The organism is Caenimonas koreensis DSM 17982 (genome assembly GCF_009646335.1).
GTDB classification, from domain to species: domain Bacteria; phylum Pseudomonadota; class Gammaproteobacteria; order Burkholderiales; family Burkholderiaceae_C; genus Ramlibacter; species Ramlibacter koreensis.
The window spans coordinates 75,935-100,891 of record NZ_WJBU01000018.1; the positions used below are offsets into that span (position 1 = coordinate 75,935).

Sequence of the window (24,957 nt, forward strand, 5' to 3'; positions counted from 1 at the left end):
GCCCTGACCGGCAGCCCCTGGCCCAGGCCGGGATTTGCAGCAGTCAGCCCAACGCTCAGGCCGGCGATCTTGCAGCCTTGGCAAGCCTGCGCAAGACGTCCTGCGTTGCGTCCCAGCCGATGCACGCATCCGTGATCGACACACCAGGGCGCAGGGCCACACCGGCTTCGAGCTTCTGGTTGCCTTCAGCCAGATGGCTCTCGATCATCAGGCCCATCACGCGGCGCTCGCCCGCCTGCATCTGCGCGGCGAGATCGTCAGCCACTTCAACCTGCTTGCGATAGTCCTTGCGCGAATTGGCGTGCGAGCAATCGACCATCACGCGTTCGGTCACACCCGCTTTGCGCAAGATCGCGCAGGCCGCGTCGATGTCCTGGGCTGAATAGTTCGGCCCGCGCGAGCCGCCGCGCAAGATCACATGGCAGTCACTGTTGCCCGATGTGTCGAAGATCGCGGCCTGCCCCATCTTCGTCATGCCCATGAACGAATGCGGCGACTGCACCGACACCAGCGCGTCCGCCGCCACCTGCACACCACCATCCGTTCCGTTCTTGAAACCGATCGGGCATGACAGGCCAGAGGCGAGTTGCCTGTGGCTCGGGCTCTCCGTGGTGCGCGCACCGATCGCGCCCCACGTCACCAGGTCGGCAATGTATTGCGGGCTGAGCAAGTCGAGGAATTCCGTCGCGGCGGGCAGGCCCATCTGCGCAATGTCGAGCAGCAGCTGGCGCGAACGGCGCAGCCCTTCATTGATGCGAAAGCTGCCATCCAGCCGCGGGTCGTTGATGAAACCCTTCCAGCCCACCGTCGTGCGGGGCTTTTCGAAATACACGCGCATCACGAGCAGCAGTTCATCCTGCACTTCAGCCGCGAATGCCTTGAGGCGACGCGCGTACTCGAGCGCTTCGTCCGAGTCGTGAATGGAGCACGGGCCCACCACCACCAGCAGGCGCGGGTCGCGGCCATGAACGATGTCCGCCGTGGCTTGCCGCCAGCGCATCACGCTGCGCTGCACTGCTTGCCCTGCCGGCATTTCATATTGGAGCAGCGCGGGCGAAATGATCGGGCGGATGTCGCGGATGCGAACGTCGTCGAGCGGCGTGGAACGGGGTGTGGTTTCGTCTTCCGGGAGTGCTGATGAAGTCATGCGCCGATTATCGCGGCGCATCAGGCACTGGCAGCGCTTGCGTCGCTGCCAGCGCGCGGGAACCAAGTGTCGTGTCGTGTTACTCAGTTCACACACCAGCCAAGGAGATGCGATGGGCAATCCGGCAGCACAGTACGACAGCCTTATCCACGGCCTCTGCCGTGCTGCGGGCATTGAGTCGTGGGGCGAGATCGCTGCCAGCCAGCATCTGCGCATGGGCGACCGGCTGGTCGGGCTGGTGCCAGACGACCAGAGCGATCCGCCCCGTCTTTCTATCTTCATCGAACTGGGCCAGACCCATCTGCCGCGCGATGCATCGCTGCATGCGCGGATGCTCGAAGCCAACCTGAACATGCCGCCAGAGACACCCGGGCACTTCGGGCTGCACCCTGAAACACAGCAGGCCGTCTATACGTTCAGCCTCGGCCTCGACGAGATGGACGGCGACGAGCTGGCCGCCTATCTCGACTCGCAAATCGACCTGTCGGCGCAAGCCCTGCAGGCCATGACTCGTGCGGACCGGTAGGTCACGCGCCCCCAAACTTTTTTGTCAGTGAACCTTCATCGCCAGGAGAAACACATGCCCAGAGTAGACAAACTTGCCACGGCCGTGGCCCGTGCCGCCTCAACCCAAGCTAACCAAGCCACCCAAGCCACACAGGGCGCAAGACGCGCGAGCCAGGTGTTCATGCATCTGCCTGCCGCCGTGCCTGCCAACGAAGGCACGCGTGGCTTTTCGAAGCCCCAGCGCGGACAGCCGGCAAGGAATTTCTCCACAGTTGCCGATGGCAACGCCAGGCCGCAGGGCGGCTCTATGGGTGGGCTTGTCACCTTTGAACACGACCTGGCCGAGTTGGCCCGCCCTTTGCGAACCCTGACCAACCAGTACCGCGACGAACACGGCCATATTGAAGCTGGCAACCCGGTGGCTGCCGCTTTGACAAAGACCGAATACATGGAGGGCCTTGAGTCTGGAAAAATTCCGTTCGGCAAGCCTCGCAAATATGGCATCGACAGCCACGGTGAAATCTACATCGCAGGCATCAACGCGAACGGCAAACAGTCAGGGCACATCGACCTGATGGCCCGCATCGATGCGAAGGCGAAGGCGCAAGACACGAGCGAGCCGCGCATGGTCATGGCGGGAATGGTCACGGCCCGCCAGCGGCCGGAAGACGGGCGCATCGTGCTCAAGGTGGGCAACCAGTCCGGCCACACGATGCCAGAAGGCGATCCGCTGCAGGACGAATTCGCACAGGCGGCATTCGCCCAGTCTTTTCCGCAGGCCGAAGTCTTCACCCAACGCTTTCACGGCCGCTCGGATCCGCAAGGCAACAGCGCCTACCGGCAAGTGCCGCGCGATGGAATGACTATCGCCGAACTCACGGCCCTGACAGAGCGCATCGCCGCAGAAAACGCCAAGGCCGCGCCGATCGTTGCAGCGCCGCCCGACAAGTCAGCCTGATAGCGCGTGCCCACGCGCATCCAGCGCAGCGTCTTCCTGCGAGTCGAGAAAGCGGAACGGTTCAGTGACGATGCGCACTGCGCTTTGCTCATCCTCGCTGACGGTGACCGCGCCCCGGGGCCGTATGCCGACCAGCCTGGCAATCGCCTCTCGTTCCATCGGATGGGTCATTCGCGCCACGTTGCGTAGCTCGACATCGAAGAAGCCGCACTTGGCCAGACTCTCGCGCGCCATCCATGATGAGAACCACGCAGGCCGCTCGGGCAGGGGCAACCAGATGGTGCGTGGCACAGCATCAGCCTGCGTGCCGCTTTCGACCCAGCTTGCCCAATCAGCAATGCAGCTGCCCAGAAGTGCCGCAAGGGCTTCGTGATACTGCGCATCGCTTGAAAATGACCTGTCGCAGGCAAAGCTCGACCGGTCAACCAATGAGTTCTGGCAGGCATGAATGACTTCATGCACGGCCACCTCGATGAGCATGGCGAAGTGGCTGTTTGCCTCAGCCGGCTGGCTGCACGCATCAGTGGCTCCTATCGGCCCGCCCAGGCTGAAGCGCGCTGTGGCCGGCCAGTCAGGCGAGTCAGCCAGCACGTCGAACCGGCCCGCAAACCGGCTCTCGCCAGTGGCCTCAACAACAAACAGTTCGCGATCATCCTCATGGATGCCCATCTCCATCTCGCAGGCTGCATCGACAAGTTTTTCAAGAAAGCGCGCGAACAGCTCAATGCGCCGCTTGGTGGGCATGGCAAAGAACGCGGCGCCACCTGAAGGCAGGCATTCAGCGGCCAGCTGCACGGCCGCGCTCGCAAAGCTGGCAATCCTGTCTTGCTGCTGTGTGCCAAGAACCAGGCCGTCCAGTGGCTGCATGTTGGCGAGCAGTGACACAAACGCTGGCGTTGCCATCTCGCCGGTGAATGCGCGAGCCGCGCGCATTGTTTGCATCACAAGCGCCAGGCTGCCTTGTTGCGACAGCTGCCTTGACTGCATCGCGCGATCGATATGGCGCACCGCTTCCTGCCAGGCCAGCGGATCGCTTTGCATGTGCCTGCCGCACAGCTGCAGATCGGCCAGCAGCTCTTGCGGCTCAGGGTGCTGGAGCAAGACACCTGCGCGCGTGGTGTCGAGATGAAAGACGACATCGGCAAATGCCTTGTCGTGCAGGCTTGGCAGACTCTGGTAGCCGCGCCGCAGAGAGGATGGGGTGCTGGTCGGGGGGCCGGTCTGTGCGCGTGGCGGCGCGAAGTGAAAGCGCCGCGCGGGCGCGCGGCGCAGGAGGGAAGGTCGAGGCATGGGGCACGAGTCTGCGCGATGCCACTCGCGCCGCCCGCCAGACCAATGGCTACCAGCGCAGGAACGCTACTGCGCCGACAGGAAAGTGAAGACTTCGCGCGCTGGCTTGGTCTCCGGAAGGATATAGACGATGCCGTAAGTGCCCTTGAACGCCGGGCTCACGACTTCGTCGTAAAAACGAACGGGCACATTGATGCAGCCAAAGCTGATGCGCCGCTGCGCCGGATCGGGCGATGCGAGCCGCTGCGCCCGCCGCTCTTTGGGTGTGCCTTGCACGACGCGATGCAGCGACAGCGCAGAGTCGTAGTCCACCCACAGTACTTCAATGCCGTGAATGTCCTTGTCGAGCGATGCCTTGAAGCGGCCTGCGGGTGTGGTGCGCTCGTCGGGCCGGATGCTCGAGAGTTTGCGCTGGCCAATGCCGGGCACCGTGTGGTCGCCAATCGCCAGGCCCAGCAGGGCCGGTGTGGCACCACGCAGCCTGCCGTCGGGGTGGAACACGAAGACACGTGCCTGCGCCTTGTCGATCACGATGAAAGGAAGCTGCTTGTTGTCAGCCGACTGCACGATGCGGTCAGCCACATCCTGCACATCCAGCGACGGCGCTTCACCGCCGGTGAACACCGCGCGAACCGGCCGCTGCGCGGACGATTCTTCCGCGGCGACAGCACCAAAGGCCAGCAGGCCCGAAAGAGCAATGACCAGGCACTTGCGCACTGATGAGCCACCCAGCATGTCGATCAACCTCATTTGAAATTCCACACGGCCGAGTCTACGTGTGGATCAATTTGTAAGGGTGTGCTTTACGCACGCCACAAAGCACAACGGCGGCGAAAAAGGCTCGCCGCCGTTGCGTGAACGGACGCGAAGTCCGTTCGATAGCTCATGAGCTACTTAGTTGCGGCCTTGCTTGGGCGGCAGCGGTGCCGGCTCCGGCGGGGGCGGGGGCGGCGGCACGTAGACCGGCGGCGGGGGCGGCGGCGGCAGCGGACGCATCGGCGGCGGGGGCGGCGGCGGGGGAGCCACGTACACAGGTGCCGGTGCCATCACGACAGGGCGTGCAATGTCGCCGAAGTAATAGACCAGGCCCAGCGAGGCCATGTCGATGTGCGAGCTGCGACGCACCGGATCGCTCACGCGATAGCGCTCGATCTCTGCGCGCATCGACAGGCGGTCGGTGAACGCATATTGCGCGCCGATGCCGAACTTGGCGCGAACGTGCTTGTCGCCGTCAGCACCCGTGATCGGGGGCACAGCGCCCGAGCGGCTATAGCTCGTCTTCGCGTCCATGTACGCAGCGCCAACGCGGCCAAACACCGAAAAGCGCTCGCCCATCGGAATGATGCCGACGAGGTCCAGGTTCAGGCCACGCGGGCGAAGCTCACCACTGAACGTGCCGGCAGGCACGGTGTTGTAGGTGTAGTTGAAATTGCCCAGATCGAAGTAGCCGCCTTCAATGGCGAAGTTGCGGTTGAGGCGATAGCCACCGTAGAGCTTCCAGCCCATGTCGCTATCGTCGGACGTTGCGCCCGAGATACCGAAGCCGGGGCCGATGAAGGGCGTGAGCGTGGTGGCGTTGTCGAAGTGGCCGCGCGTCTTGCCGTAGTTGCCGCCGGCATACCAGCCGTCAGGTTCGGCAGCAAACGCCGGGGCACATGCCAGCATGGCAAGCGTCACAAGCGAGAGCTTGAGACGAGCCGGCAACTGGTGAGGTTGGGTCATGGAGAAGTCCTTTGGAGATAAATGAAGTCCACCTTCTGTGTCGGTGGAACGAGCGCAAGCATCACGCGTTAAACCGTCGCGCTTTGTAGGACTTCAACGCATGTAGCCCGTGTGTGGCGCAATGCAGACTCGACAGCAGCGCCGATGAAGCTCAGCCTTTGCCCGGCGGTGCCCATCCGCTGGCCAGCAGCTCTTCGAACATCACACCTGCAATCCACTGCCTGCGGTCTTCAGGCATGCGGGCGCGTATGGCACCCACGCTGATTGCGGCATAGGTGCCAGGCGTCACTTCGAAATTCACGCCGACACCGCTCACACCATCGGCCACGAGGTTGTCGGTGCACGCGTAGCCGCGCCTGCGCGCCTGCGCCACTTGCTTGCGGATTTGCGCAAGCGTGCGATCAGCCGGCAAGTCATCGCGATTGCGCGTGTAGAAGCTCTCGATCTCTTCATCGCTCAACGTCGCCATCAAGGCAGTGCCCGCAGAGCCGATGCCAAGCAGCCGCAGCCCGCCGACTTGCAGCACCAGTGCCTTGATCGGGAACACGCCTTCCTCGTAGTGAATGCAGTGCGCGAAATCGCCGTTTCGCACGACGAGATACACGGTGTCTTCGGTACGGCGCGCAAGGCGGATCATCATCGGCCTGCAACGCTCGAGGATGGGAACGCGGCTCATGGTGGCCAGGCCCAGCTGCATGGCCTCCAGCCCCAGCCGGTACAGCTTGCGGTCGTTGCGCGCCACCAGGCCCGTCTGCACGAGTGACGTCAGCAGCCGGTAGGCCGTCGTGCGGTCGATGCCGGTGCTCGCGACGATCGATGCCAGCGTCATGCCGCGCTCATGGTTCAGGCCCACGAGCTTGAGCAGTTCGATCGCGCGAAAAACCGCTTGCGCACCTTGCACACGGTCTGTGGATGAAGCCGCCTTGCGCCGGGTCGAGATGTTCACCATATGCACATATTACCCATGATTCACTCCGGGAATTGATGAAGACCCTACGTGCACATTGTGCGCAATTGAGCAACTTCGAATAGGGCTGCGACGGCATGCACGCCGATACTGGGCAAGACCTGAAAAGAACCCGGAGACAACTGATGAAACGTTCTGCCTTCCTCGCCCTTACCTGCATCGCCGCATTCGCAACGCCGCTGGCCACACCCCTGGCCATGGCACAGGCGCCCTACCCCACCAAATCGGTCCGTGTGCTCGTGGGCTACCCGCCTGGAGGCGCGAGCGACATCGTGGCTCGCCTGCTCTCGCAGGAGCTGTCGAAGTTGAACGGCCAGGCCTTCGTCGTCGAGAACAAGCCCGGTGTGGGCGGCATGCTCAGCATGAGCCTGCTCGCGAAGGCGCCGCCTGATGGCTACACCCTTGGCCTGGGTGTGAGCGGCACGCTCACCACCGGCCCGCATCTGCAAAAGGCAAAGATGTATGACCCGCTGACCGAGTTCCAGCCGATCTCGATGGTGGCAAAGGCACCGATGGTGCTGCTGGCTGGCCCCGCCATGAAGTACGACAGCGTCAATGCGCTCGTGCGTGAAGCCAAGGCCAAGCCCGGTGAGATCATGCTGGCATCGGGCGCGCAGGCCTTCGAGCTCGCAGCGCAACTCTTCAAGTCCAAGGCGGGCGTCAACATCGGCACGGTGCAGTATCCCGGTGGCGCACAGGCATCCATCGACGTGATGGCAGGCCGCGTGCCGCTGATGATCGACACCATTGGCGCGCAGCAGGAGAACATCAAGGCCGGCAAGCTGCGTGCACTGGCCGTGCTCGACAGCAAGCGCTCCGCCGTGCTGCCCGATGTGCCGACCATGGCCGAGTCCGGCGTGATCGGCTACGAAGCACTGGGCTGGACCAGCCTCGTCGCGCCCAAGGGCACACCCGACGCCATCGTCAACAAGCTGAACGCGCAAGTGCGCGAGATCCTGGCCCAGCCGGAAATCCGCGCAAAGCTGATGTCGATTGCCTTTGAGCCGTGGCCCGGCTCACCCGCCGAATTGCAACGCACCGTCGCCAGCGAATACGCCCGCTGGGGCGATGTGGTGAAAGCCTCCGGCATGGCCGCGCAATAAACCGCCTTCAGGACTCAAGATGACCACCACTTCACCCGTCGCCGTCAGCCCTGAATGGGCCGCAGAACTCGAACAAGCCCTGCAATCGGCCAACGTTCCCACGCTGTTGATGGTGCTGCTGCACCTGACTGGCGACAAGCGCTGGCTGGCCGAGCGCTTTCAATGCACGCGCATCAAGGGCTTGGAAGACAACGATTCGGGCGGCTTGCCCGACGAGGTGCAGGCCGAAGTGCGCAGCCATGCGCTCGAAGCGATCCTCGCGTGGAAGGCCGGCAAGCCCGCTGCGATGCAGGCGCCTGACACGGCGCTGCTGGTCGACATGCTCACGCGCAGCATTGGCGAGCCAGTGCCTGCGTCTTACGGCCCCATGGTCGCCTCATGGCTGGGCCTGGACGCTGAATTTGCGCTGGACCAGAAGGGCAAGTTCAACGTGCCCAAGGATTTTCATGTCGTCGTGATCGGCGCGGGCGTTGCGGGCATCTGTGCAGCCATCCGTCTGCAAGGCGCGGGCATTCCGTACACGGTGATCGAGAAGAACGCGGAAGTCGGCGGCACCTGGTATGAAAACCACTACCCGGGCGCAGGCGTCGATACGCCCAACCACATCTACTCGTACTCCTTCGCCAAGGCTGACTGGACGCGCTACTTCGCACTGCGCGGCGAAATCCAGGACTACTTCGTGGGCGTGTCGCACAAGTTCGGCATCCGCAAGAACATCCGCTTCGAGACACGTGTGGAATCGGCCTCGTACAACGAGCCGGGCATGGACTGGACGGTGCGCCTGCAAGACGCATCAGGCCGCGCCGATGTGCTGCGGGCCAACATCGTGATCAGCGCCGTAGGCCTGCTGAACGTGCCCAAGATGCCCGCGATCAAAGGGCTCGACACCTTCAAGGGCCCGTGCTTTCACAGCGCACGCTGGCCCGAGGGCCTTGCATACCAGGGCAAGCGCATAGCAGTGATCGGCAATGGCGCAAGCGCGATGCAGATCGTGCCTGCGATTGCGCCAGATGTGGCGCACCTCACCGTGTTCCAGCGCTCCAAGCATTGGGCCGCGCCGTTCGAGCGATTCCAGAAGGAAGTGCCGGCCCTGCAGCGCTTCATGCTGCGCGAAGTGCCGTATTACCAGGAGTGGTATCGCCAGCGGCTTGCGTGGGTCTTCAATGACCGCATTCACGGTTCACTGCAGATCGACCCAGCATGGCCGCATCCCGAGCGCGCGATCAACAAGCACAACGACAAGCACCGCAACTACTTCGAAAGCTATATCAAGAAGGAGCTCGGCGAGCGGCAAGACCTGCTGCCGCACGTGCAGCCCGACTACCCCGCCTTCGGCAAGCGCATGCTGATGGACAACGGCTGGTACCGCACGATGACGCGCGAGAACGTCACGCTCGTCAACGACGCGATCACTGAAGTGGACGGCAACGCTGTGATCACGGCCGACGGTCGCCGCCATGAAGTGGACATCCTCGTGGTGTGCACCGGCTTCGATGCGATCAACCTGCTGTCGTCGTTCAACCTCGTGGGCCGCGGCGGCAAGACCGTGCGCGAGGCCTGGGACGCCAAGGGCGCAGAAGCCTTCATGGGCGTCGCGACGCCGGGCTTTCCGAACTTCTTCATGCTGGCGGGCCCGAACACGGCGTTGGGCCACGGCGGCAGCGTGGTCGCCATGCTCGAAACGCAGGTGCGCTATGTGATGGGCATCCTCAAGCAGGTGATGAACGCCAACCCAGGACCCTTCGAGATCGAAGTGCGCAAGGACGTGCACGACGCCTACAACGTGCGCGTGCAGAAGGCGCACGACAACATGATCTGGACGCACAAGGGCATGTCGAACTGGTATCGCAATGCGGCGGGCCGCGTGGTGGCACCCACGCCGTTTCGCAATGACGACTACTGGCACATGATGCGCGCCACCAACCTGGGCGACTACGTGGTTCGCACGGGCGCTGCAGCTCGCGAAGCCAAGGGCCTCGTTGGGGAAACGACATGACGCTCGGGCATGGCGCGGCTGGCCCGCACCTGCTCAGCGGCCTGCGCATCCTGGACCTGGGCACGATGGTGGCAGGGCCAGTGGCCTGCACGCTCTTTGCTGATTTCGGCGCGGAGGTGATCAAGGTCGAGGTGCCCAAGCGCGGCGACACCGTGCGCGACATCGGCCCCTTTGTCGATGGCAAGTGCCTCTACTGGAGCGTGGAGGCGCGCAACAAGAAGTCGATCACGCTCGACCTGCGCCAGCCAGAAGGCCGCGACTTGCTGCTGCAACTGATCGAGCAGGCCGACGCCGTGGTGGAGAACTTCAGGCCCGGCACGCTGGAGAAATGGGGCCTGGGCTTTGACGTGATGAAGGCGCGCAACCCCAAGCTCATCATGCTGCGCATCTCGGGCTTCGGGCAGACGGGGCCGTATCGCGAACGCGCGGGCTATGACCGCATCGCGCTCGCCTTCGGCGGGCTCATGGGCATCACCGGCTACGCCGACAGGCCGCCCGTGCGCATCGGCACATCGATTGCGGACTACCAGTCTGCGATCCTGGGTGCCTTCTCGCTCATGATGGCGATCTATCACCGCGACATGCACGGCGGCGAGGGCCAGGAGATCGACCTGGCCATGTACGAGTCGATCATCCGCTTCACCGAAGTGCTGGTGCCCGCGTACGACAGGCTGGGCACCGTGCGCGAGCGTCGCGGCAACAAGCACTTTGCCGCTGCACCGGGCGAGCACTTCCGCACGGCTGACGGGCGCTATCTGATTCTCACGGTATCCGCAGATGCTGGCTTCCAGCGGCTGGCCACAGTGATGGGCCGCGACGACTGGCTGGCCGACCCGCGCCTGGCCACACACGCGAGCCGCTGGGAACACGTCGATGAGCTCAACGCCGCGCTGGCAGAGTGGATCGAGAACCAGCCGGTCGAAGAGATGTGCCGCAAGCTCGACGACGCCAAGCTCGCGTACTCGTTCATCTTCAGCATCGACGACATCATGAAAGACCCGCACTACGCAGCGCGCGGCACGATCGCGTCGGTGCCCGACAAGGACATCGGCCCGGTGCGCATGACAGGCGTGATCCCGAAGTTCTCCGGCACGCCTGAAAAGCCCATCGAATGCGCGCCTGACCTGGGGCAACACAACCAGGAAATCTATGGCGGCCTGCTGGGCATGAGCGAAGCACGCGTGGCCGAGCTGACCGCGGCAGGCATCCTGTGAAGCGCATGGTGGTGCTTGGCGGTGGCGGCGTGGCCGGCATCGCCTGGGCGACTGGCGTGCTCGCAGGGCTGGCGCGCGGTGGCGCCGATCTGTCGCAGGCGGATGGCTTCATTGGCACATCGGCAGGCTCGGTGTGCGGCGCGCAGATCGCATGCGGCGCGAGTGTTGAAGATTTGCTGGCCGCACAGCTTGAGCCGCCGGCAGATTCGAAGGAGCAGCCTCGCGCTTATTCGCAAGCGGAAGCCGACGCACAGAACCGCAAGCTGTTCGACAAAGTCGGCGGCGACTTGAAGGCCGCACGTCAACGCATTGGCGCCTTCGCCTTGCGAAGCGAGACGACAGCGCCCGAGGCACGCCGCGACATCATCGCGTCGCGCCTGGCGCAAACGCAGTGGCCTGAACGCTGGCTGGGCATCGTCGCTGTCGATGTCGATTCAGGCGAGCACCGCATGTTCGATCGCACGAGCGGCGTGGACTTGATCGATGCCGTCACCGCCAGTTGCGCCGTGCCGGGCACATGGCCGGTCGTGGCCATTGGCGCGCATCGCTACATGGACGGCGGCATCCGCTCGATGACCAACGCCGATCTTGCTGCGGGCGCGCAGCACGTGGTGATCCTCGCGCCGCTGGGTTACAGCAAAGACAACCCGGTGAGCGGCCACCTGCTCGCAGAAATCGCCCTCCTCGAAAGAACAGGCGCGCTTGTGGACGTCATCGTGCCCGACGCGCCCTCTATCGAAGCGATGGGCGACAACGTCCTCGACCCCGCCCGCCGTGTGCCGAGTGCACGTGCCGGGCTCGAACAAGGGCTGGCGTGCGCGCCCGCCCTTGCCGCCGCATGGAACGCGGCACCCTAGCTTGAGACCCCAGGAGACAACAATGACTATCACCCGCCGCACCCTCCTCACCGCAGGCGCCGCCCTGCCCTTCGCCAGTGCGCTCCACGCGCAAACCTGGCCGGGCGACCAGACCATCAAGGTCATGGTGCCGTTCCCGCCGGGCGGCTCCACCGACATCATCGGCCGCATGGTGGCCGAGCACCTGCAAAAGCAGCTCAGTGCCACGGTCATCGTCGAGAACCTACCGGGCGCCACGGGCACCATCGGCGTTGCAGCCGTGGCACGCGCCAAACCCGATGGCTACACACTGCTCATGGGCTCGGTCGGCACGATGGTGACAAACCACTTCGCCTACGAAAAACTGCCCTTCACCATCGACTCGATTGCGCCGGTGATCAACCTCGCCGAAACGCCCAACGTGCTGATGGTGCGGCCCGACCTGCCGGTGAAGACGCCCGGCGAATTGATCGCCTACATGAAGGCCAACCCGGGCAAGCTGCAATACGGCAGCTCGGGCATTGCATCGAGCGCGCACGTGGCCTGCGAGTTGCTGAAGCTGCGCGCCGGCGTCGATGCCGTGCACGTGCCCTACAAGGGCGGCACGCCCATGCTCAACGACCTGATGGCCGGCACGATCGACTTCAGCATCGACCAGATTTCATCCGCGCTCAAGCTGATGCAGGCCGGGCGCATCCGTGCGCTTGCTGTTGCATCACGCACTCGCTCGACGCAGTTGCCCGGCGTGCCGACGCTGGCAGAGACCATTCCGGATTTCGTGAGCTCGCCATGGTTCTGCGTGGGAGCACCTGCCGGTACACCGCGCCCCGTGATCATGCGGGTGAACACGGCGCTCAACAGCATGCTCGCCGACAAGGCCGTGCTGGCCAAGCTCGAAGGCTTTGGCATCCTGCCCGTGGGCGGCACGCCGGAAGACCTTGCGGCCCTGATGAAGCGCGAAGCCGCGCAGATGCGCGAGCTCTCCACGCGTGTGAACCTGCGCAACAGCTGAACGCCATGGCCGCCACGCCCGCCCCCCAATCACTCGATGCGTACTCGCCCGAACGCATCGCCGACCGCCTTCGCATCCAGGACCTGGTCTATCGGTGGTGCCGCGCCGTGGACAGGCTCGACAAGCAAGGCATGCTTGACATCTTCTGGCCCGGTGCCATCGACAGCCATGGGCCCTACATCGGGCCCGCTGAAGGGCTGGTGGACTGGATTCTTGTGCGCCACCAACCCATTGCCACATCGAGCCACTTCGTCGGCAACCTGCTAATTGAATTCGCGAGCGAAGACGTGGCGTTGGTGGAAACCTATGTGCGCACCATCCAGCAGTACCCGCCGGAAGCGAAACAGCAGCTCGCGCAGTTGACGGGCGGGTCGGCTGGCGACGAAGGCACGGCGATGGACATGTTCACCTCGTCGCGCTATCTCGACCGCGTCGAGCGCCGAAATGGCGAGTGGCGCGTGGCCCGCCGCGATCTCGTGCAGGACTGGAAGCAGATCCAGGACGTGAAGTACAAGGCGCTGCAGCCGCGCGAAGGTTGGATCATCGGCAAGCGTGACGGCAGCGACCAGACGCAGATGGCGCGCCGCGAACTGGGGCTGGAGGCTACGAAATGATGAACCGCCGTCAACTCCTCGCTGTCGGTGCCGCCAGTGCCGCCGGTTTCACCGCACTCGCTGCCATGCCCGCGCGGGCGCAAGGCCGCACGCTTCGCATCGTTGTCGGCTATCCAGCGGGCGGGCCAACGGATGCGCTCGCGCGCATCGTCGCGCGCATCCTCGGCGATTCACTTGGCGTTGCGGCCATCGTCGAGAACCAGCCGGGCGGCCTCGCCTCCATCGCTGCAAAGACTGTGATGCGCGCCGAACCCGACGGCATGACGCTCATGCTCTGCACGAGCCAGTCGCAGGCGACAAATGCCGTGCTGTTCAAAGGCGTCGGCTACGACCCGCTCAAAGACTTCACCATGGTCTCGGGCCTGGCCGACGTACAGCAGACGCTAGTGGTGCGCAAAGACCTGCCCGTGAAGAACGTGCAGGAATTGATTGCGTATGCCAAGGCCAACCCGGGCAAACTGAACTACGCATCAACAGGTAGTGGCGCTGGCGCACACCTCGCGATGGAACTGCTCAAGCTCAAGGCGGGCATCGACCTGGTGCACATCCCGTTCAAGGGCGGCGCACAGATGACGCAGGAGATCGTCGCGGGGCGCATTGACGCGACCTTTGCGACGGTGCCCAGCGTGCTGGGCCAGATCAAGGCCGGCACCATGAACGCGCTGGCCATTGCGAGCGACAAGCCTTCGCCGCAGCTGCCCGCCGTGCCGCTGCTCAAGACGCAGGGCGTAGCGGGCTGTGAAGCCGACTCGTGGCTCGGGCTGGTCGGCCCTGCAAACATGCCGCGCGCCACCGTGGCGCAGTACGAAAAGATCATCGATCAAGCCTTCGCCAAACCCGACGTACGCGAAGCGGTGCTAAGCGCAGGCATGGTGATCAACCTGCGCGACTCGGCCGCGTTTCGCTCCTACATCGCCTCTGAAATCGCAAAGTGGGGCGAAGTCACCCGCGCCGCCAACATCAAACTGGACACGTGATGACCAACACTCCTGCTTTCGGCTTCGAGGCTGCTGCGCTGCGCACGATGATGGCGTCGGGCCGCACCGTGTGGATGGCGGGCGCTTATGACGGCCTGTCGGCGCGGCTCATTTCGCAAGCGGGCTTCAAGGCGGTGTGCACCACGGGCTACGGCATTTCCGGCTCGCATCTGGGCAAGCCCGATGTCGAGATCTACACCATGTCCGAGAACCTGGCCGTCGTCGCAGCGATGGTTGAGGCGATACGCGGCGTGCCGCTCGTGACCGATTGCGACACGGGGTATGGCGGCATCGTCAACATCCACCGCACGATGCGCCAGTTCGAGCGGGCCGGTGTGGCCGGCATGATCTTCGAAGACCAGCGCAGCCCCAAGCATTGCCCTTGCCTGCCCGGCCCCATCGACCTGGTGTCGCTGGAAGAAGGCCAGGCCAAGATTCGCGCAGCAGTTGAGGCGCGCTTGAACCCGGACACCGTGATCGTCGCGCGCAGTGATGCAACCACGATGGAGGAATGCATCGCGCGCCTCAAAGCGTATGCAGAGGCCGGCGCCGATGTGGTGCAACCGATCTCGGGTTGCATCAAGTCGCTGGCGGACATTCGCGCGCTGAAAGAAGCGGTGGGCAAACTCGTGTCGCTGCAATTGCTGAACTGGCTGGAGACGGACCTCACGCCGGCCGACATCGAATCAGTCGCAACCTTCGCAACGTACCCGCTCGTGGCGCTCATGACGGTCACCAAGGCATTGCAGGACAACCTGGCGGTGCTCGCGCAAACCCATTCGTCCAAGGCGCTGCCGCACGAGCGCGTGAGCATGGACGACTTCAAGGGCCTGATCGGCTACGAGGACGTGGTGGCGTTACAGGGCCAGTGCATCTAGCACGGGAAAAACCCCACTGCGCGAGGCAGGCGGCGATGCGACCATTTGTTCATGACGCATCCCAACGCCGACTCCAGCCACGCACCGCTTTGCACGCCAGCCGATATCGCGCACTTTGAGGCAGCACTGCCACTGCAGGCACGCCTACCCGGCCGCAGCATCTACAACGTGTTTGAGGCGGCCGCACGCCAATGGCCCGATGCAACGGCGTTGACCATGCTGATGACCGGCGCGCCCGATGAGCAGCCGCGCCGCGTGAACTACGCCGATTTGCTGCAGCTGATCGGGCGCACCGCCAACCTGTTCCATTCGATTGCGGGCCCGCGTGCTGGCGTCGCGTACATGCTGCCAAGCCTGGTCGAGACGCATGCCACGCTGTGGGGCGCAGAAACGGCGGGCTATGCCGTGCCAATCAATTTCCTGCTGCAGCCCGCAGCGATTGCGGAACTGCTCAAGGCGTCGGGCGTGAAGATTCTGGTGGCGCTGGGGCCGCATCCGGTGCTCGATATCTGGCAGAAGGCGCTGGCGCTGCGCGATGAAGTGCCGGGGCTCACGCTGGTGCGCATTGCCGCGCCCGGCGTTGCGCTGGAGCCGGGCGTCGTCGATTTTCATTCAGGCATTGCGCTGCAGCCACACGACCACCTCGTCTTCGGCAAGCCCTGCGAAGGCGACGACGTGTGCGCCTATTTCCACACCGGTGGCACTACAGGCGCGCCCAAACTCGTCGCTCACACGCACACGGGCCAGCTGAGCGCTGCGCTGGGCGGTGCGTCGCTGGCAGACATGCGTGCGGGCGACGTGCTCACGGCATCGCTGCCGCTCTTCCACGTTGGCGGCACGATCTTCTGCGGGCTCTCGGCCTTTATGGCGGGCGTGCAGTTGCTGGTGATGTCGCCCGGCGGTATGCGCAACCCCGCCATGGTCAGCCAGTTCTGGCGCCTGGTCGACAAATACAAAGTGACGCTGGCGGGCGCAGTGCCCACTTCCGTCGGCGCCGTGCTCGACGTGCCTGTGGGCGATGCCGACATCAGCTCCATTCGTGCGGGGTTCTGCGGCGCTGCCTCGCTGCCGCTGGCGGTGGGAGAGCGGTTCAGGAAAGTGACGGGATGCAATCTGTACGAGGTGTACGGCATGACCGAAGCTTCGGGCCTGATCTGCATCGACCCCGTGCAAGGCCCGGGCGGTGTGGGCTCGGTGGGATTCCCGCTGCCGTACACAAAGGTGCGCACACGCCGGCTCGACGCCCATGGCAAGCCCGGAGCCGACTGCGCACCGGGGGAAGTAGGCGTGGTGACGATTGCCGGCCCACACGTATCGCCCGGCTATCGCAGCGCCGACCACAACAACGGCGTGTTCATCGACGGCGGCGAGTTGAACTCGGGCGACCTGGGCTACTTCGACGACACGGGCCGGCTGCACATCGCTGGCCGTGCGAAAGACCTGATCATTCGCAGCGGGCACAACATCGACCCGCTCATGATCGAAAACGCCATGCAGCAGCACCCGAGCGTGGCCGTGGCGGCCGCCGTTGGCATCCCCGACGCCTATGCGGGCGAGCTGCCCGCCTGCTACGTGCAATTGCGCCCGGGCATGACCGCCACCGAAGACGAATTGCGCGAGCACGCCGAAGCCACGATCAGCGAGCGGCCCGCATGGCCACGCAGCATCTTCATCGTGGACGTCGTGCCGCTTACCACCGTGGGCAAGATCTACAAACCCAGCCTGCGCTGCGACGCAGCGGCGCGGCTGGTGACGCAATGGGTGAAGCAGCTGGGCGTGAGCGACGCTGTGATTGATGTGCGCGAGGGCGGGCGCCGCGGCATGACTGTCACAGTTGAACTGCCCGAGTCTGCGCGGGCGCTTTTGCCCGCCGTGCAGGATGCGCTGAAGCCCTACCTCTTTGAGTCCAGCGTCGTCATGCGCTGAATTCCCGCAGGTGGACAATGGGCGCGATGAACCACGCCCTCGCCGCCTCACCCGCCACCACCCACTGGGGCTGGTTCGACGCCAGCATCCCGCACGCGCTCACCATCGACAGCGGCGACCGCATCACCATCGGCACGATTTCCGGCGGGCCTGCCAACTTGCCCGGCGAAGGCTTTCACGTTCCGCCGGAACTGCTGGAAGTGCATGAGCAATCCCCGCGCCGCCTGCCCGGCCACATCCTCACTGGCCCGGTGCACGTCAACGGCGCGCAGCCGGGCGACGTGCTCGAAGTGCGCATCATCGACGTGCAGCTGCGACAGGACTGGGGCTACACCTTCGTGCGCCCGCTCGCAGGCGCGCTGCCCCACGACATCGAAGCGTTCGAGCAAATCCACACGCGGCTCGACCGCGAGAAGAACGCGGCCTTGCTGCCGTGGGGCCTCACGATCCCACTGCGGCCGTTCTTCGGTGTGATGGGCGTGGCGCCGCCCAAAACATGGGGCTCGATCTCGTCGATCCAGCCGCGCGCGCATGGAGGCAACCTCGACAACAAGGAGCTGATTCCGGGCACCACGCTCTACCTGCCCGTGTTCAATGAAGGCGCAGGTTTTTCATGCGGCGATGGTCATGCCGTGCAAGGCGATGGCGAGGTGTGCACGACAGCGATCGAAACCGCACTCACAGGCACGTTCGAGCTGCATGTTCGCAAAGACCTGCAGCTCGACTACCCCGCAGCAGAAACACCCACACACCTGATCACGATGGGCATGGACCCTGATCTCGACACGGCTGCGCGCGACGCATTGCGCCGCATGGTCGATCGCGTGGTGGCGCAGGCCGGTCTTTCACGCAACCACGCCTTGATGCTCATGAGCCTGGTGGCTGATGTGCGCGTGTCGCAGCTTGTGAACGAGCACAAGGGCATCCATGTGATGTTCCCGAAATCGGCGCTGGGCACCGGCGGCTGATCAGCGCGAACCGGCCCGCCATGCCCGCAGGAACCGGCGCGTCTCTTCATCGGGGCGGCGCGGCTCTTTCCAGTAGCGGCTGCAGTCACACTCGCGGCCCAGCAGCTTCATGTTGACCAGTTCGCGCCGCAGCGTCGCGGGGTCACCAAACTTGTGGTGCAGGTTGAGGATCGCGTTGACCTCTTTCTCGGTGTAGTCGCGGTTGGCCGCGAATTGCGTCCATAGCGCCCAGCACGCCATCTGCTGCACAGACAACTTGTTCGGCAGGCGAACCAGCCGGCCCTGGGCATCGAACTGCATGAGCGTCTTGCGTGCCGTCGCACTGAGTTCGCGCGCGTCGACCTGCTCGGGCGCCACGCGGCTGCGCCGTGCGGCACGCACATCCGTGGTTGTTGGAGCGGCGTGAGCAACTGGCGCAGCGGCCTTGAGCGCCTGGTAGTTGCGGTGGCCGGCGGCGCGCGCCAGCAAGTTCAGCAGTTCCACGTGCGAAGGCAAAGCCTTGCCGGCGTTGTGGCGTTCGTCGAGATAGCCCTTGAGGGATTTGGCCAGCGACGAAAGATCGGGCGTGGCAAAGGGCACAAGCAGTTTGGGCATGTCAATTTTCCTTGAGTGCCTTGAGCTCAGGATGAGTGCTGGGGTTGCCGCTTGCAGCGAAGGCACGGGAACATTGCGTCCGGGTGCTTGGTGCTTTGGTGGTGCAGGTTTAGCGTGAGCATGTGGCTCCGGCAACGCCTGGGTGAACTGACGACCCGCCGCAATTCTATCGGCCATCGCTGAGCTTGGCCCGGATGAATGTGTCAGTGATGTGACATTTCGATGACACTGCAAAGATACCCCGGGCACACGGCGGCGCGATAGACAGCAGGCTCATACTCGTGTGACAGTCGCGTCTTCACCCCCGAAATCTGCAGATGAGCACAATCAAGTCGGCACGTCGTTTGATCGAGACGAGTCCTGATCTCCCCGACGCCAGGATCCTTGCGCAACTGGTCCTCTCGCTCGAGAGCGAAGGCACCTTCAACCTCGGCCTTCTCTATACCCTCAGCCCCGACAACTTCGAGCTCGCGCTCGATGTGCTGCGCGACTGGCGGCTCGACCGGTATTACATGGGCAAGGCGCGCTTGTTCGATGTGTCGTGGCAGCTGCGCGAAATGGCGCAGCCTGACGCCACCTGAGCGCGGGACGTCGCGTTGCGCTACGGGGCTAAGATGCCACAGGGCATCCCGCCCGTACTGGACAGCACATGACACTCGACGAATACAACACAGCCGTGCAAAAGCTGATGGCCGACCAGCAAGCCCTGGCGCAGACCACGGCGAAGCTCGCCATGTCAGGCCAGGCCAACCCGGGCAGCCCGGAGTTCTCCGGCATCCTCACCAAGCAGTGGGCGCTGATTCAGGCAATGGCCAAGCTCAACACCGAGCTCATGATGGGTGTCATGAGCCCGAAGAAGTAACGTTCAGACAAGCGGCGAGTTAGTTCGCCGCGAAGCAGTACATCAGGCCGGCGCTGCCGGTCGCCTTCAGCGCATCCATGTCGCAGCCGCGTGACGGATGCGATGAATTCCACGAGACGTTGGCAACCGGGTTGGGGTTGATGCCGTCACGGTCGTGGTGGCCCAGGATGGCGGAGCCGGCCTTGCTGCTCGTCCAGTTGCCGCACGTCATGTCGTTGCCTGCGGCGGGTGCGCGGCCATCGGGCGTGGAGCCCGTGAGGATGTCGTGCATGTTCGGCGTGTCGCCACGGCCGTTGACCACGCCGCCCTTTTCGGTGAGCGATGTCTGCTTGCCGAGCTTGTTGTTGGCGCTGTGCAGGTCGTCAACGCTGGTGGCAACCACCACACCCTTCACGTTCATCCACGGGCCTTTGCCAATGCGGTCACGCGCGTTGACTGCGGGCTGGCTGCCGGTGGCTTGCGTGCTGAGGTAAGCGCGCCATGTCTTGTTGCCGGCGCCTACGCTCGCTGCGAGCTGCCGGCAGTACTTGTCTGCGCCATCAAGGCCGCCCAGATCGCCGCCCTTGCCAGGATTCGCGCTGGTGATGAAAAAGCTCATGGGGCTGCCGCCGCCGCCAGTGGCGCATGCAGCAACTAGAGCAGTGCCTGCAACAACCAGCACGAGGGGCAAAAGGCGTTTTTTCGACATGAAGCGGTCTCCTGTTTATGGGAGGCAAAGCCTAGCATTTCCCCAAAGCCAAAGCGATCCGTGCACCTACTGAGGCGTTGTGCTTCACCAGCGCAATGTTCGTGGCCAGGCTGCGCCCGCCCGTCAGCGCCTTGATGCGCGCCAGCAGGAAGGGCGTCACCGCCTTGCCGGTGATGCCCTGCTGCGTCGCCTCGGCCAATGCCTGCTGCGTGATGGCATCAATCTCATCGCGCGGCATCGCATCTTGCTGGGGAACAGGCGTGCTCACCACGACGCCACCCGCCAGCCCCAGCTGCCACTTGGTGCGGATGAAGCGGGCCAGCGCGGCGGGGTCGTCGATCCGATAGTCCGCCTTGAAGCCGCTGTCGCGCGTGTAGAACGCGGCGAAGCTGTCTTGCTCGCAACTGATCACGGGCACGCCATGCGTTTCGAGATATTCGAGGGTTAACCCGATGTCAAGGATTGACTTCGCGCCTGCGCACACCACGGCCACGGAAGTTTTCGCGAGCTCCTGCAAGTCGGCAGAAATATCGAACGAGGTTTCCGCGCCGCGATGCACGCCGCCGATGCCGCCTGTGACGAACACCTCGATGCCCGCGAGCTCTGCGCAGATCATCGTGCCCGCCACCGTCGTTGCGCCGAGGCCGCCGCTGGCCAGCACCGCCGGCAAGTCGCGGCGGCTGACCTTGGTGGCCTCGCCTGAGCGGCCCAGCAATTCCAGCTCTGCGTCTGACAAGCCGATGCGGATGCGCCCGCCGATCACTGCGATCGTCGCAGGCTCTGCACCCAGCTCGCGAATCAAGGCCTCTACCTCGCGCGCTGTCTCCACGTTCTGCGGGTACGGCATGCCGTGGGCAATGATGGTGGACTCCAGCGCCACGATGGGCCGGCCTGCTTCACGCGCGGCGGCGACCTGCGGGCTGAACGCGAGGAAGTGCGCTGTCATGGCGAGCGATGCAGCCGCGGTGCAGACAAGGCCTGCAGGCTTTCAGCGATGGCGATGTCAACGTCTTTCCAGCGGCCCGTGAGTTGGGCGGCGGCCAACGCCTTTTCAAGCGCGCGCAAATCACGCACGGTAGGTGCCACCTTGATCTGTGCAATGGCTGCGGCGGAGTTGCCCGACTTCAGGATCGCCATCACCTTGCCCGGCCACGGAGAGGGAGTTGCCACGGTGTCTTTCTGTTCGCAAGCGGATGCCGAATTGTCCGGCAGTTGGCGCAGTTGTAGGACAAAACGATGCCGAACACGTCGCCGTGTCCCACGCCGTGTGATGCCGTTTGGCGCACACGAGGCTCGACCGTGGGGGAGTACCTTTCTCATCAGTGGCGAGGACTTGCCACCTCAACAACTTCCAGGAGCTACCCCATGAACATCAAACTGACACTGACCACCCTCGCTGCTGCCGCCACCATGGCTGTTGGCGGCCTCGCGATTGCACAGGGCAACCCCGTGACGTCGACGCCCGGCGCCGGCTGCACGGCCACTGCCAACGCCATGCGCGGCGGCAACCTGGGCGGCTCTGCCACCAACAAGGATTGCGTGTCGAACCCGGCGCCCACGGCTGCCGCACCGGCACCCATGATGGCGCAGCCCGCTGTGGTCCAGGCACCTGCACCGGCACCGGCCGCGCCGATGATGGCCGCCACGCCCGCCCCCGCCCCTGAAATGGTTGCAACCGCCACGCGCCGCCCGCGCGCAGACCGCAACTAAGCAGCCCGAGGGCCAGCAACAAAAGGGGGCGCAAGCCCCCTTTTGCATTGGGCCCGGCGCGTGCAACCGAATTTGCACGTACCCTGTGGCCATGATCTCAACCACCCCGCACCCTGCAACAGGCAGCATCAAGCTGGCCAACAAGCCAACACCTACTGGCCCCGACGAGCTGAAGAAGGCCATATTGAGCCTGCTTGCTTCGGGCCGGGGCGATGAAGCGCTGGCGCTGTGCAACAGCATCCTCAAACACGAGCCTGACAACCTGGCAGCCAAGCAAGGCGCCGAATGGGTGCTGACACAGCTTGTGCCGCTGTGGCACGTGCCGATGATGAACGAGTACGAGCGCAACAAGGCCTTCCACGACGGAATGGCCGCGCTCATCACGCCTGACAAAGTGGTGTTCGAGATCGGCGCGGGCTCGGGCCTGCTGGCGATGATGGCCGCGAAGCTGGGCGCGAAGAAAGTGGTGACGTGCGAGGCGGTGAGCCTGATCGCCGAGACCGCGCGGCAGATCGTGGAACGCAACGGCCTGCATTCGCAAGTGACCGTGCTCGCAAAGCCATCGAGCGAAGTACGCATTGGTGTGGACCTGCCCGCCAAGGCCGACATCCTGGTGCATGAAGTGTTTTCGAGCGAGTTGCTTGGCGAGCATGTGCTGCCTTCCATCGAAGACGCAAAAGCGCGGCTGCTCAAACCCGGCGGTGCCGTGTTGCCTGCAGCAGCCGGCGTGATGATTGCGCTGGTGGGCGGCGACACACTGGGCAAGAACCTGTATGTGGATGAATCGTTCGGCTTTGACCTGCGCGCGTTCAACGCGATCAACCCGCGCAAGCGGCCGATCTATCGCGAAGACCTGGCGCCGACGCTGATGAGCGATGCGGTGGAAGCGTTCCAGTTTGATTTTCAGAACGACTCCAGCTTTCCCGCAGCGCAAAAGACGATCGACATCACCAGCACACAAGCGGGCCTGTGCTACGGCGTGATCCAGTGGATACGCGTGGACATGGTGGAAGGCGTGCGGTTTGAAAACCACCCCGGGCAGCCGCGCGCCGTGTCGAACTGGCAGCACACGATCTATAGCTTTATGGAGCCAGTGCAACTGGTCGCCGGCGATGTGCTTGCGATCAACGCGACGCACGACAGAACGCGGCCCTGGTTTGAACTGGCACAGGCTGCGGCCTTGCGACAGTAAGATGATTGGACACCTATGAAAATGCCACCCGACATCACGCCGTACATCGGCCAGCTCATCAAATTCCGGCGGGATTTGCATACGCACCCGGAACTGAAGTTTGAAGAATCGCGCACCTCCGACCAGATCGCCGCGTGGCTGCAAGCGCTAGGCTTGCCAATGCATCGCGGCATGGGCGGCACCGGCATCGTTGCCACGTTGCGCGGCACCGGGCCCGATGCAGACGACCCCGCACGCGCCATAGGCCTGCGCGCCGATATGGACGCCCTGCCCGTGCAGGAAGCCAACAACTTCGACTACGCCAGCGCCAACCCCGGCCGCATGCATGCCTGCGGCCATGACGGCCACACGGCGATGCTGCTGGGCGGCGCGACGCTGCTCGCGAAGAACCGCGATTTCAACGGCACGGTGCACTTCATCTTTCAACCCGGTGAAGAAGGAGGTGCGGGCGCACAGCGGATGATGGAAGACGGCCTGTTCGAGAAATTCCCGATGAAAGCCGTGTTCGCGCTGCATAACTGGCCAGCGCTGCCTGCGGGGCAAATGGGCGTGCGCATCGGGCCGATCATGGCGTCAGCCAACCGGTTTGAGATACGCGTGCACGGCAAGGGCGGGCATGCTGCGCAGCCGCATACCACGGTGGACCCGATAGCGATAGCCTGCGCCATCGTGGGTGAGTTGCAGAAGCTGGTCGCGCGTGGCGTTGATCCACTCGATAGCGCGGTGTTGACGATTGGCAAGATCGAATCAGGCACGGTGGAAAACATCATTCCGAACGATGCGTTCATTTACGGCACGTGCCGCACACTGGGTACGCAGACGCAGGCTCAGTTGGTGGAAGGCATTGAGCGCATCAGCCACCATGTGGCGGCTGCGCATTTAGGGTCTGCGGAGGTGATCATCAAACCCGGTTATCCGACTACCGTGAATACGCCGGATGAGGCGCGGTTCATGGCGCGGGTGATGGGTGCGACGGTGGGTGAAGCCAATGCGCATGACGATGTGTTGCCTGCGATGACGTCTGAGGACTTCGGCTTTATGTTGGAGCAGGTGCCAGGGGCTTATGGGTTTATTGGGAATGGGCGCAATGGGCAGCCGGGGGTGAATCTGCACAACGCGGCGTATGACTTTAATGACGATATCTTGGGGGTGGGGGCGGGGTTTTGGGATCGGGTGGTGAGGGAGTGGTTTGCGGCTGGGGATTAGCCGCTGACTCGTTTTCTGTTCAGGGCGGTGTCACGGACGCCGGGTGGCCGCTTCCCTCCGTGTCCCTCCGCCGCCCTATGGGCGAGCTCCTTCCTCTACCTGCGGGAAGCGGCCACCCGGCATCCGTGGCACTGGATCGAGTGGCAGGTGCGATTGACCCTCTCTTTGCACCTCGCTTGATCTTCTCGATTGGATACGCCGCGCTCGCTATTGAGCGCCCTGCCATCGTGAGTCGAGTTACAAGGGCTGCTTGACGACCATTGCGGGGTCTGCCCGGGAGATTTATACCGGCGATTGCGGGATAAAACTTTTACCGCGAGGCGCCCAACACTTTTATCCCGCAACCGACCCGAATATTTGGCGGTTTTATCCGGCATGCAGTAATCTGCGGGATAAAACTTTCAGAGTTGAAAGCAACAGGGACGGCAAAAATGCAGACACCGCTTACGGATCAAAGACTTGCGCCAGCGTTGGCGCCTTGGCTCGGAAGCGCGTCGCACTTTTATCCGGCAAGTTTGCGGACTACATTACGTTATGCCGCATCTTTTTCGGCTTGCGTTTTCGTAGCTCGCTGAGTGTTTTGAGCAGGC

At 64.0% G+C, this 24,957-nt stretch carries 27 protein-coding genes; 18 read left to right on the plus strand and 9 right to left on the minus strand.

Going from position 1 to position 24,957, the window contains the following annotated elements; all coding sequences use genetic code 11:
* Positions 1-55: 55 nt before the first annotated feature.
* Complete coding sequence (locus GHT07_RS17110; RefSeq protein ID WP_407646650.1) at positions 56-1,168, minus strand: 3-deoxy-7-phosphoheptulonate synthase; 1,113 nt, start codon at positions 1,166-1,168, stop codon at positions 56-58.
* Between the two features lie 91 nt (positions 1,169-1,259).
* Here GHT07_RS17110 and GHT07_RS17115 point away from each other — a divergent pair, with 91 nt between their 5' ends.
* Both GHT07_RS17115 and GHT07_RS17120 read left to right on the plus strand, forming a co-directional pair.
* On the plus strand, positions 1,260-1,673 hold the full coding sequence (locus tag GHT07_RS17115) for a CesT family type III secretion system chaperone (protein WP_194792976.1): 414 nt from the start codon (positions 1,260-1,262) through the stop codon (positions 1,671-1,673).
* A gap of 54 nt (positions 1,674-1,727) precedes the next feature.
* Positions 1,728-2,612: a hypothetical protein gene (locus tag GHT07_RS17120; RefSeq protein ID WP_194792977.1), complete on the plus strand. Its 885-nt coding sequence runs from the start codon at positions 1,728-1,730 to the stop codon at positions 2,610-2,612.
* On the opposite strand, the gene GHT07_RS17125 is transcribed toward GHT07_RS17120, so the two are convergent.
* From GHT07_RS17125 to GHT07_RS17140, 4 genes are all read right to left on the minus strand, one after another.
* Entirely contained in the window at positions 2,604-3,902 is a 1,299-nt protein-coding gene (locus GHT07_RS17125) for a hypothetical protein (RefSeq protein WP_153586315.1), read from the minus strand. The genes GHT07_RS17120 and GHT07_RS17125 overlap by 9 nt on opposite strands.
* A gap of 66 nt (positions 3,903-3,968) precedes the next feature.
* On the minus strand, positions 3,969-4,652 hold the full coding sequence (locus GHT07_RS17130; RefSeq protein ID WP_228488405.1) for a hypothetical protein: 684 nt from the start codon (positions 4,650-4,652) through the stop codon (positions 3,969-3,971).
* Between the two features lie 144 nt (positions 4,653-4,796).
* Positions 4,797-5,624, minus strand: a complete 828-nt coding sequence (locus GHT07_RS17135; RefSeq protein ID WP_194792978.1) for an outer membrane beta-barrel protein — start codon at positions 5,622-5,624, stop codon at positions 4,797-4,799.
* Positions 5,625-5,775: 151 nt separating this feature from the next.
* A complete protein-coding gene (locus GHT07_RS17140; RefSeq protein ID WP_153586316.1) occupies positions 5,776-6,573 on the minus strand; it encodes an IclR family transcriptional regulator in 798 nt (265 codons plus the stop codon).
* A gap of 143 nt (positions 6,574-6,716) precedes the next feature.
* On the opposite strand from GHT07_RS17140, the gene GHT07_RS17145 reads away from it, so the two are divergent.
* Genes GHT07_RS17145 through GHT07_RS17190 form a run of 10 tightly spaced genes read left to right on the plus strand, consistent with a single transcriptional unit; the run spans position 6,717 to position 18,115 of the window.
* On the plus strand, positions 6,717-7,694 hold the full coding sequence (locus tag GHT07_RS17145; protein ID WP_194792979.1) for a Bug family tripartite tricarboxylate transporter substrate binding protein: 978 nt from the start codon (positions 6,717-6,719) through the stop codon (positions 7,692-7,694).
* 19 nt (positions 7,695-7,713) lie between these two features.
* Positions 7,714-9,690 (plus strand): flavin-containing monooxygenase, encoded by a 1,977-nt coding sequence (locus GHT07_RS17150; RefSeq protein WP_153586318.1) that lies wholly within the window; start codon positions 7,714-7,716, stop codon positions 9,688-9,690.
* A complete protein-coding gene (locus GHT07_RS17155; RefSeq protein WP_153586319.1) occupies positions 9,687-10,904 on the plus strand; it encodes a CaiB/BaiF CoA transferase family protein in 1,218 nt (405 codons plus the stop codon). The genes GHT07_RS17150 and GHT07_RS17155 overlap by 4 nt, the downstream gene beginning before the upstream one ends.
* A 5-nt stretch (positions 10,905-10,909) precedes the next feature.
* The gene (locus GHT07_RS17160) at positions 10,910-11,761 is read left to right on the plus strand and encodes a patatin-like phospholipase family protein (RefSeq protein ID WP_153586320.1); all 852 of its coding nucleotides are present in this window, start codon (positions 10,910-10,912) and stop codon (positions 11,759-11,761) included.
* 22 nt (positions 11,762-11,783) lie between these two features.
* Entirely contained in the window at positions 11,784-12,752 is a 969-nt protein-coding gene (locus tag GHT07_RS17165) for a Bug family tripartite tricarboxylate transporter substrate binding protein (RefSeq protein ID WP_153586321.1), read from the plus strand.
* 5 nt (positions 12,753-12,757) lie between these two features.
* Positions 12,758-13,366, plus strand: coding sequence for a nuclear transport factor 2 family protein (locus GHT07_RS17170; RefSeq protein WP_153586322.1), 609 nt, complete (start codon positions 12,758-12,760; stop codon positions 13,364-13,366).
* Positions 13,363-14,343 carry a Bug family tripartite tricarboxylate transporter substrate binding protein gene (locus GHT07_RS17175; RefSeq protein ID WP_153586323.1) on the plus strand — a complete coding sequence of 327 codons (981 nt, stop codon included), beginning with the start codon at positions 13,363-13,365 and terminating at the stop codon, positions 14,341-14,343. The genes GHT07_RS17170 and GHT07_RS17175 overlap by 4 nt, the downstream gene beginning before the upstream one ends.
* Positions 14,343-15,221, plus strand: coding sequence for an isocitrate lyase/PEP mutase family protein (locus GHT07_RS17180; RefSeq protein ID WP_153586324.1), 879 nt, complete (start codon positions 14,343-14,345; stop codon positions 15,219-15,221). Before GHT07_RS17175 ends, GHT07_RS17180 begins: the two co-directional genes overlap by 1 nt.
* A gap of 51 nt (positions 15,222-15,272) precedes the next feature.
* Positions 15,273-17,147, plus strand: a complete 1,875-nt coding sequence (locus tag GHT07_RS17185) for an acyl-CoA synthetase (protein WP_153586325.1) — start codon at positions 15,273-15,275, stop codon at positions 17,145-17,147.
* A gap of 26 nt (positions 17,148-17,173) precedes the next feature.
* The gene (locus tag GHT07_RS17190) at positions 17,174-18,115 is read left to right on the plus strand and encodes an acetamidase/formamidase family protein (protein WP_153586326.1); all 942 of its coding nucleotides are present in this window, start codon (positions 17,174-17,176) and stop codon (positions 18,113-18,115) included.
* Here the strand turns inward: GHT07_RS17190 and GHT07_RS17195 are convergent, their stop codons facing one another.
* Positions 18,116-18,709 carry a DUF2087 domain-containing protein gene (locus GHT07_RS17195; RefSeq protein ID WP_153586327.1) on the minus strand — a complete coding sequence of 198 codons (594 nt, stop codon included), beginning with the start codon at positions 18,707-18,709 and terminating at the stop codon, positions 18,116-18,118.
* Between the two features lie 317 nt (positions 18,710-19,026).
* Here GHT07_RS17195 and GHT07_RS17200 point away from each other — a divergent pair, with 317 nt between their 5' ends.
* A complete protein-coding gene (locus GHT07_RS17200) occupies positions 19,027-19,290 on the plus strand; it encodes a hypothetical protein (protein WP_153586328.1) in 264 nt (87 codons plus the stop codon).
* A 68-nt stretch (positions 19,291-19,358) separates the two neighbouring features.
* Positions 19,359-19,571, plus strand: coding sequence for a hypothetical protein (locus tag GHT07_RS17205; protein ID WP_153586329.1), 213 nt, complete (start codon positions 19,359-19,361; stop codon positions 19,569-19,571).
* Positions 19,572-19,590: 19 nt separating this feature from the next.
* Here the strand turns inward: GHT07_RS17205 and GHT07_RS17210 are convergent, their stop codons facing one another.
* The 3 genes from GHT07_RS17210 to GHT07_RS17220 are packed head-to-tail and all read right to left on the minus strand — an operon-like array spanning position 19,591 to position 21,429.
* Positions 19,591-20,259: a hypothetical protein gene (locus GHT07_RS17210; protein ID WP_153586330.1), complete on the minus strand. Its 669-nt coding sequence runs from the start codon at positions 20,257-20,259 to the stop codon at positions 19,591-19,593.
* A 31-nt stretch (positions 20,260-20,290) separates the two neighbouring features.
* Positions 20,291-21,205, minus strand: a complete 915-nt coding sequence (locus GHT07_RS17215) for a pseudouridine-5'-phosphate glycosidase (protein WP_153586331.1) — start codon at positions 21,203-21,205, stop codon at positions 20,291-20,293.
* Positions 21,202-21,429, minus strand: coding sequence for a hypothetical protein (locus GHT07_RS17220; protein ID WP_323740981.1), 228 nt, complete (start codon positions 21,427-21,429; stop codon positions 21,202-21,204). The genes GHT07_RS17215 and GHT07_RS17220 overlap by 4 nt, the downstream gene beginning before the upstream one ends.
* A gap of 195 nt (positions 21,430-21,624) precedes the next feature.
* Here GHT07_RS17220 and GHT07_RS21330 point away from each other — a divergent pair, with 195 nt between their 5' ends.
* From GHT07_RS21330 to GHT07_RS21555, 4 genes are all read left to right on the plus strand, one after another.
* On the plus strand, positions 21,625-21,969 hold the full coding sequence (locus GHT07_RS21330) for a hypothetical protein (protein ID WP_194792980.1): 345 nt from the start codon (positions 21,625-21,627) through the stop codon (positions 21,967-21,969).
* Between the two features lie 91 nt (positions 21,970-22,060).
* Positions 22,061-23,161: a 50S ribosomal protein L11 methyltransferase gene (locus GHT07_RS17230; RefSeq protein WP_153586332.1), complete on the plus strand. Its 1,101-nt coding sequence runs from the start codon at positions 22,061-22,063 to the stop codon at positions 23,159-23,161.
* A 15-nt stretch (positions 23,162-23,176) separates the two neighbouring features.
* Positions 23,177-24,367: a M20 aminoacylase family protein gene (locus tag GHT07_RS17235; protein ID WP_153586333.1), complete on the plus strand. Its 1,191-nt coding sequence runs from the start codon at positions 23,177-23,179 to the stop codon at positions 24,365-24,367.
* A 250-nt stretch (positions 24,368-24,617) separates the two neighbouring features.
* Positions 24,618-24,957, plus strand: a 340-nt coding sequence (locus tag GHT07_RS21555; protein ID WP_228488406.1) for a hypothetical protein, incomplete at its 3' end; no start/stop codon positions are given.

Coding starts and splice junctions, on each gene's coding strand:
- GHT07_RS17145 (WP_194792979.1), top strand. CDS start 6,717: ATGAAACGTTCTGCCTTCCTCGCCCTTACCTGCATCGCCGCATTCGCA.
- GHT07_RS17160 (WP_153586320.1), top strand. CDS start 10,910: ATGGTGGTGCTTGGCGGTGGCGGCGTGGCCGGCATCGCCTGGGCGACT.
- GHT07_RS17125 (WP_153586315.1), bottom strand. CDS start 3,902: ATGCCTCGACCTTCCCTCCTGCGCCGCGCGCCCGCGCGGCGCTTTCAC.
- GHT07_RS21330 (WP_194792980.1), top strand. CDS start 21,625: ATGAACATCAAACTGACACTGACCACCCTCGCTGCTGCCGCCACCATG.
- GHT07_RS17140 (WP_153586316.1), bottom strand. CDS start 6,573: ATGGTGAACATCTCGACCCGGCGCAAGGCGGCTTCATCCACAGACCGT.
- GHT07_RS17235 (WP_153586333.1), top strand. CDS start 23,177: ATGAAAATGCCACCCGACATCACGCCGTACATCGGCCAGCTCATCAAA.
- GHT07_RS17190 (WP_153586326.1), top strand. CDS start 17,174: ATGAACCACGCCCTCGCCGCCTCACCCGCCACCACCCACTGGGGCTGG.
- GHT07_RS17180 (WP_153586324.1), top strand. CDS start 14,343: ATGACCAACACTCCTGCTTTCGGCTTCGAGGCTGCTGCGCTGCGCACG.
- GHT07_RS17170 (WP_153586322.1), top strand. CDS start 12,758: ATGGCCGCCACGCCCGCCCCCCAATCACTCGATGCGTACTCGCCCGAA.
- GHT07_RS17185 (WP_153586325.1), top strand. CDS start 15,273: ATGACGCATCCCAACGCCGACTCCAGCCACGCACCGCTTTGCACGCCA.
- GHT07_RS17215 (WP_153586331.1), bottom strand. CDS start 21,205: ATGACAGCGCACTTCCTCGCGTTCAGCCCGCAGGTCGCCGCCGCGCGT.
- GHT07_RS17230 (WP_153586332.1), top strand. CDS start 22,061: ATGATCTCAACCACCCCGCACCCTGCAACAGGCAGCATCAAGCTGGCC.
- GHT07_RS17110 (WP_407646650.1), bottom strand. CDS start 1,168: ATGCGCCGCGATAATCGGCGCATGACTTCATCAGCACTCCCGGAAGAC.
- GHT07_RS17155 (WP_153586319.1), top strand. CDS start 9,687: ATGACGCTCGGGCATGGCGCGGCTGGCCCGCACCTGCTCAGCGGCCTG.
- GHT07_RS17210 (WP_153586330.1), bottom strand. CDS start 20,259: ATGTCGAAAAAACGCCTTTTGCCCCTCGTGCTGGTTGTTGCAGGCACT.
- GHT07_RS17150 (WP_153586318.1), top strand. CDS start 7,714: ATGACCACCACTTCACCCGTCGCCGTCAGCCCTGAATGGGCCGCAGAA.
- GHT07_RS17200 (WP_153586328.1), top strand. CDS start 19,027: ATGAGCACAATCAAGTCGGCACGTCGTTTGATCGAGACGAGTCCTGAT.
- GHT07_RS17135 (WP_194792978.1), bottom strand. CDS start 5,624: ATGACCCAACCTCACCAGTTGCCGGCTCGTCTCAAGCTCTCGCTTGTG.
- GHT07_RS17175 (WP_153586323.1), top strand. CDS start 13,363: ATGATGAACCGCCGTCAACTCCTCGCTGTCGGTGCCGCCAGTGCCGCC.
- GHT07_RS17115 (WP_194792976.1), top strand. CDS start 1,260: ATGGGCAATCCGGCAGCACAGTACGACAGCCTTATCCACGGCCTCTGC.
- GHT07_RS17130 (WP_228488405.1), bottom strand. CDS start 4,652: ATGAGGTTGATCGACATGCTGGGTGGCTCATCAGTGCGCAAGTGCCTG.
- GHT07_RS17120 (WP_194792977.1), top strand. CDS start 1,728: ATGCCCAGAGTAGACAAACTTGCCACGGCCGTGGCCCGTGCCGCCTCA.
- GHT07_RS17195 (WP_153586327.1), bottom strand. CDS start 18,709: ATGCCCAAACTGCTTGTGCCCTTTGCCACGCCCGATCTTTCGTCGCTG.
- GHT07_RS17165 (WP_153586321.1), top strand. CDS start 11,784: ATGACTATCACCCGCCGCACCCTCCTCACCGCAGGCGCCGCCCTGCCC.
- GHT07_RS17205 (WP_153586329.1), top strand. CDS start 19,359: ATGACACTCGACGAATACAACACAGCCGTGCAAAAGCTGATGGCCGAC.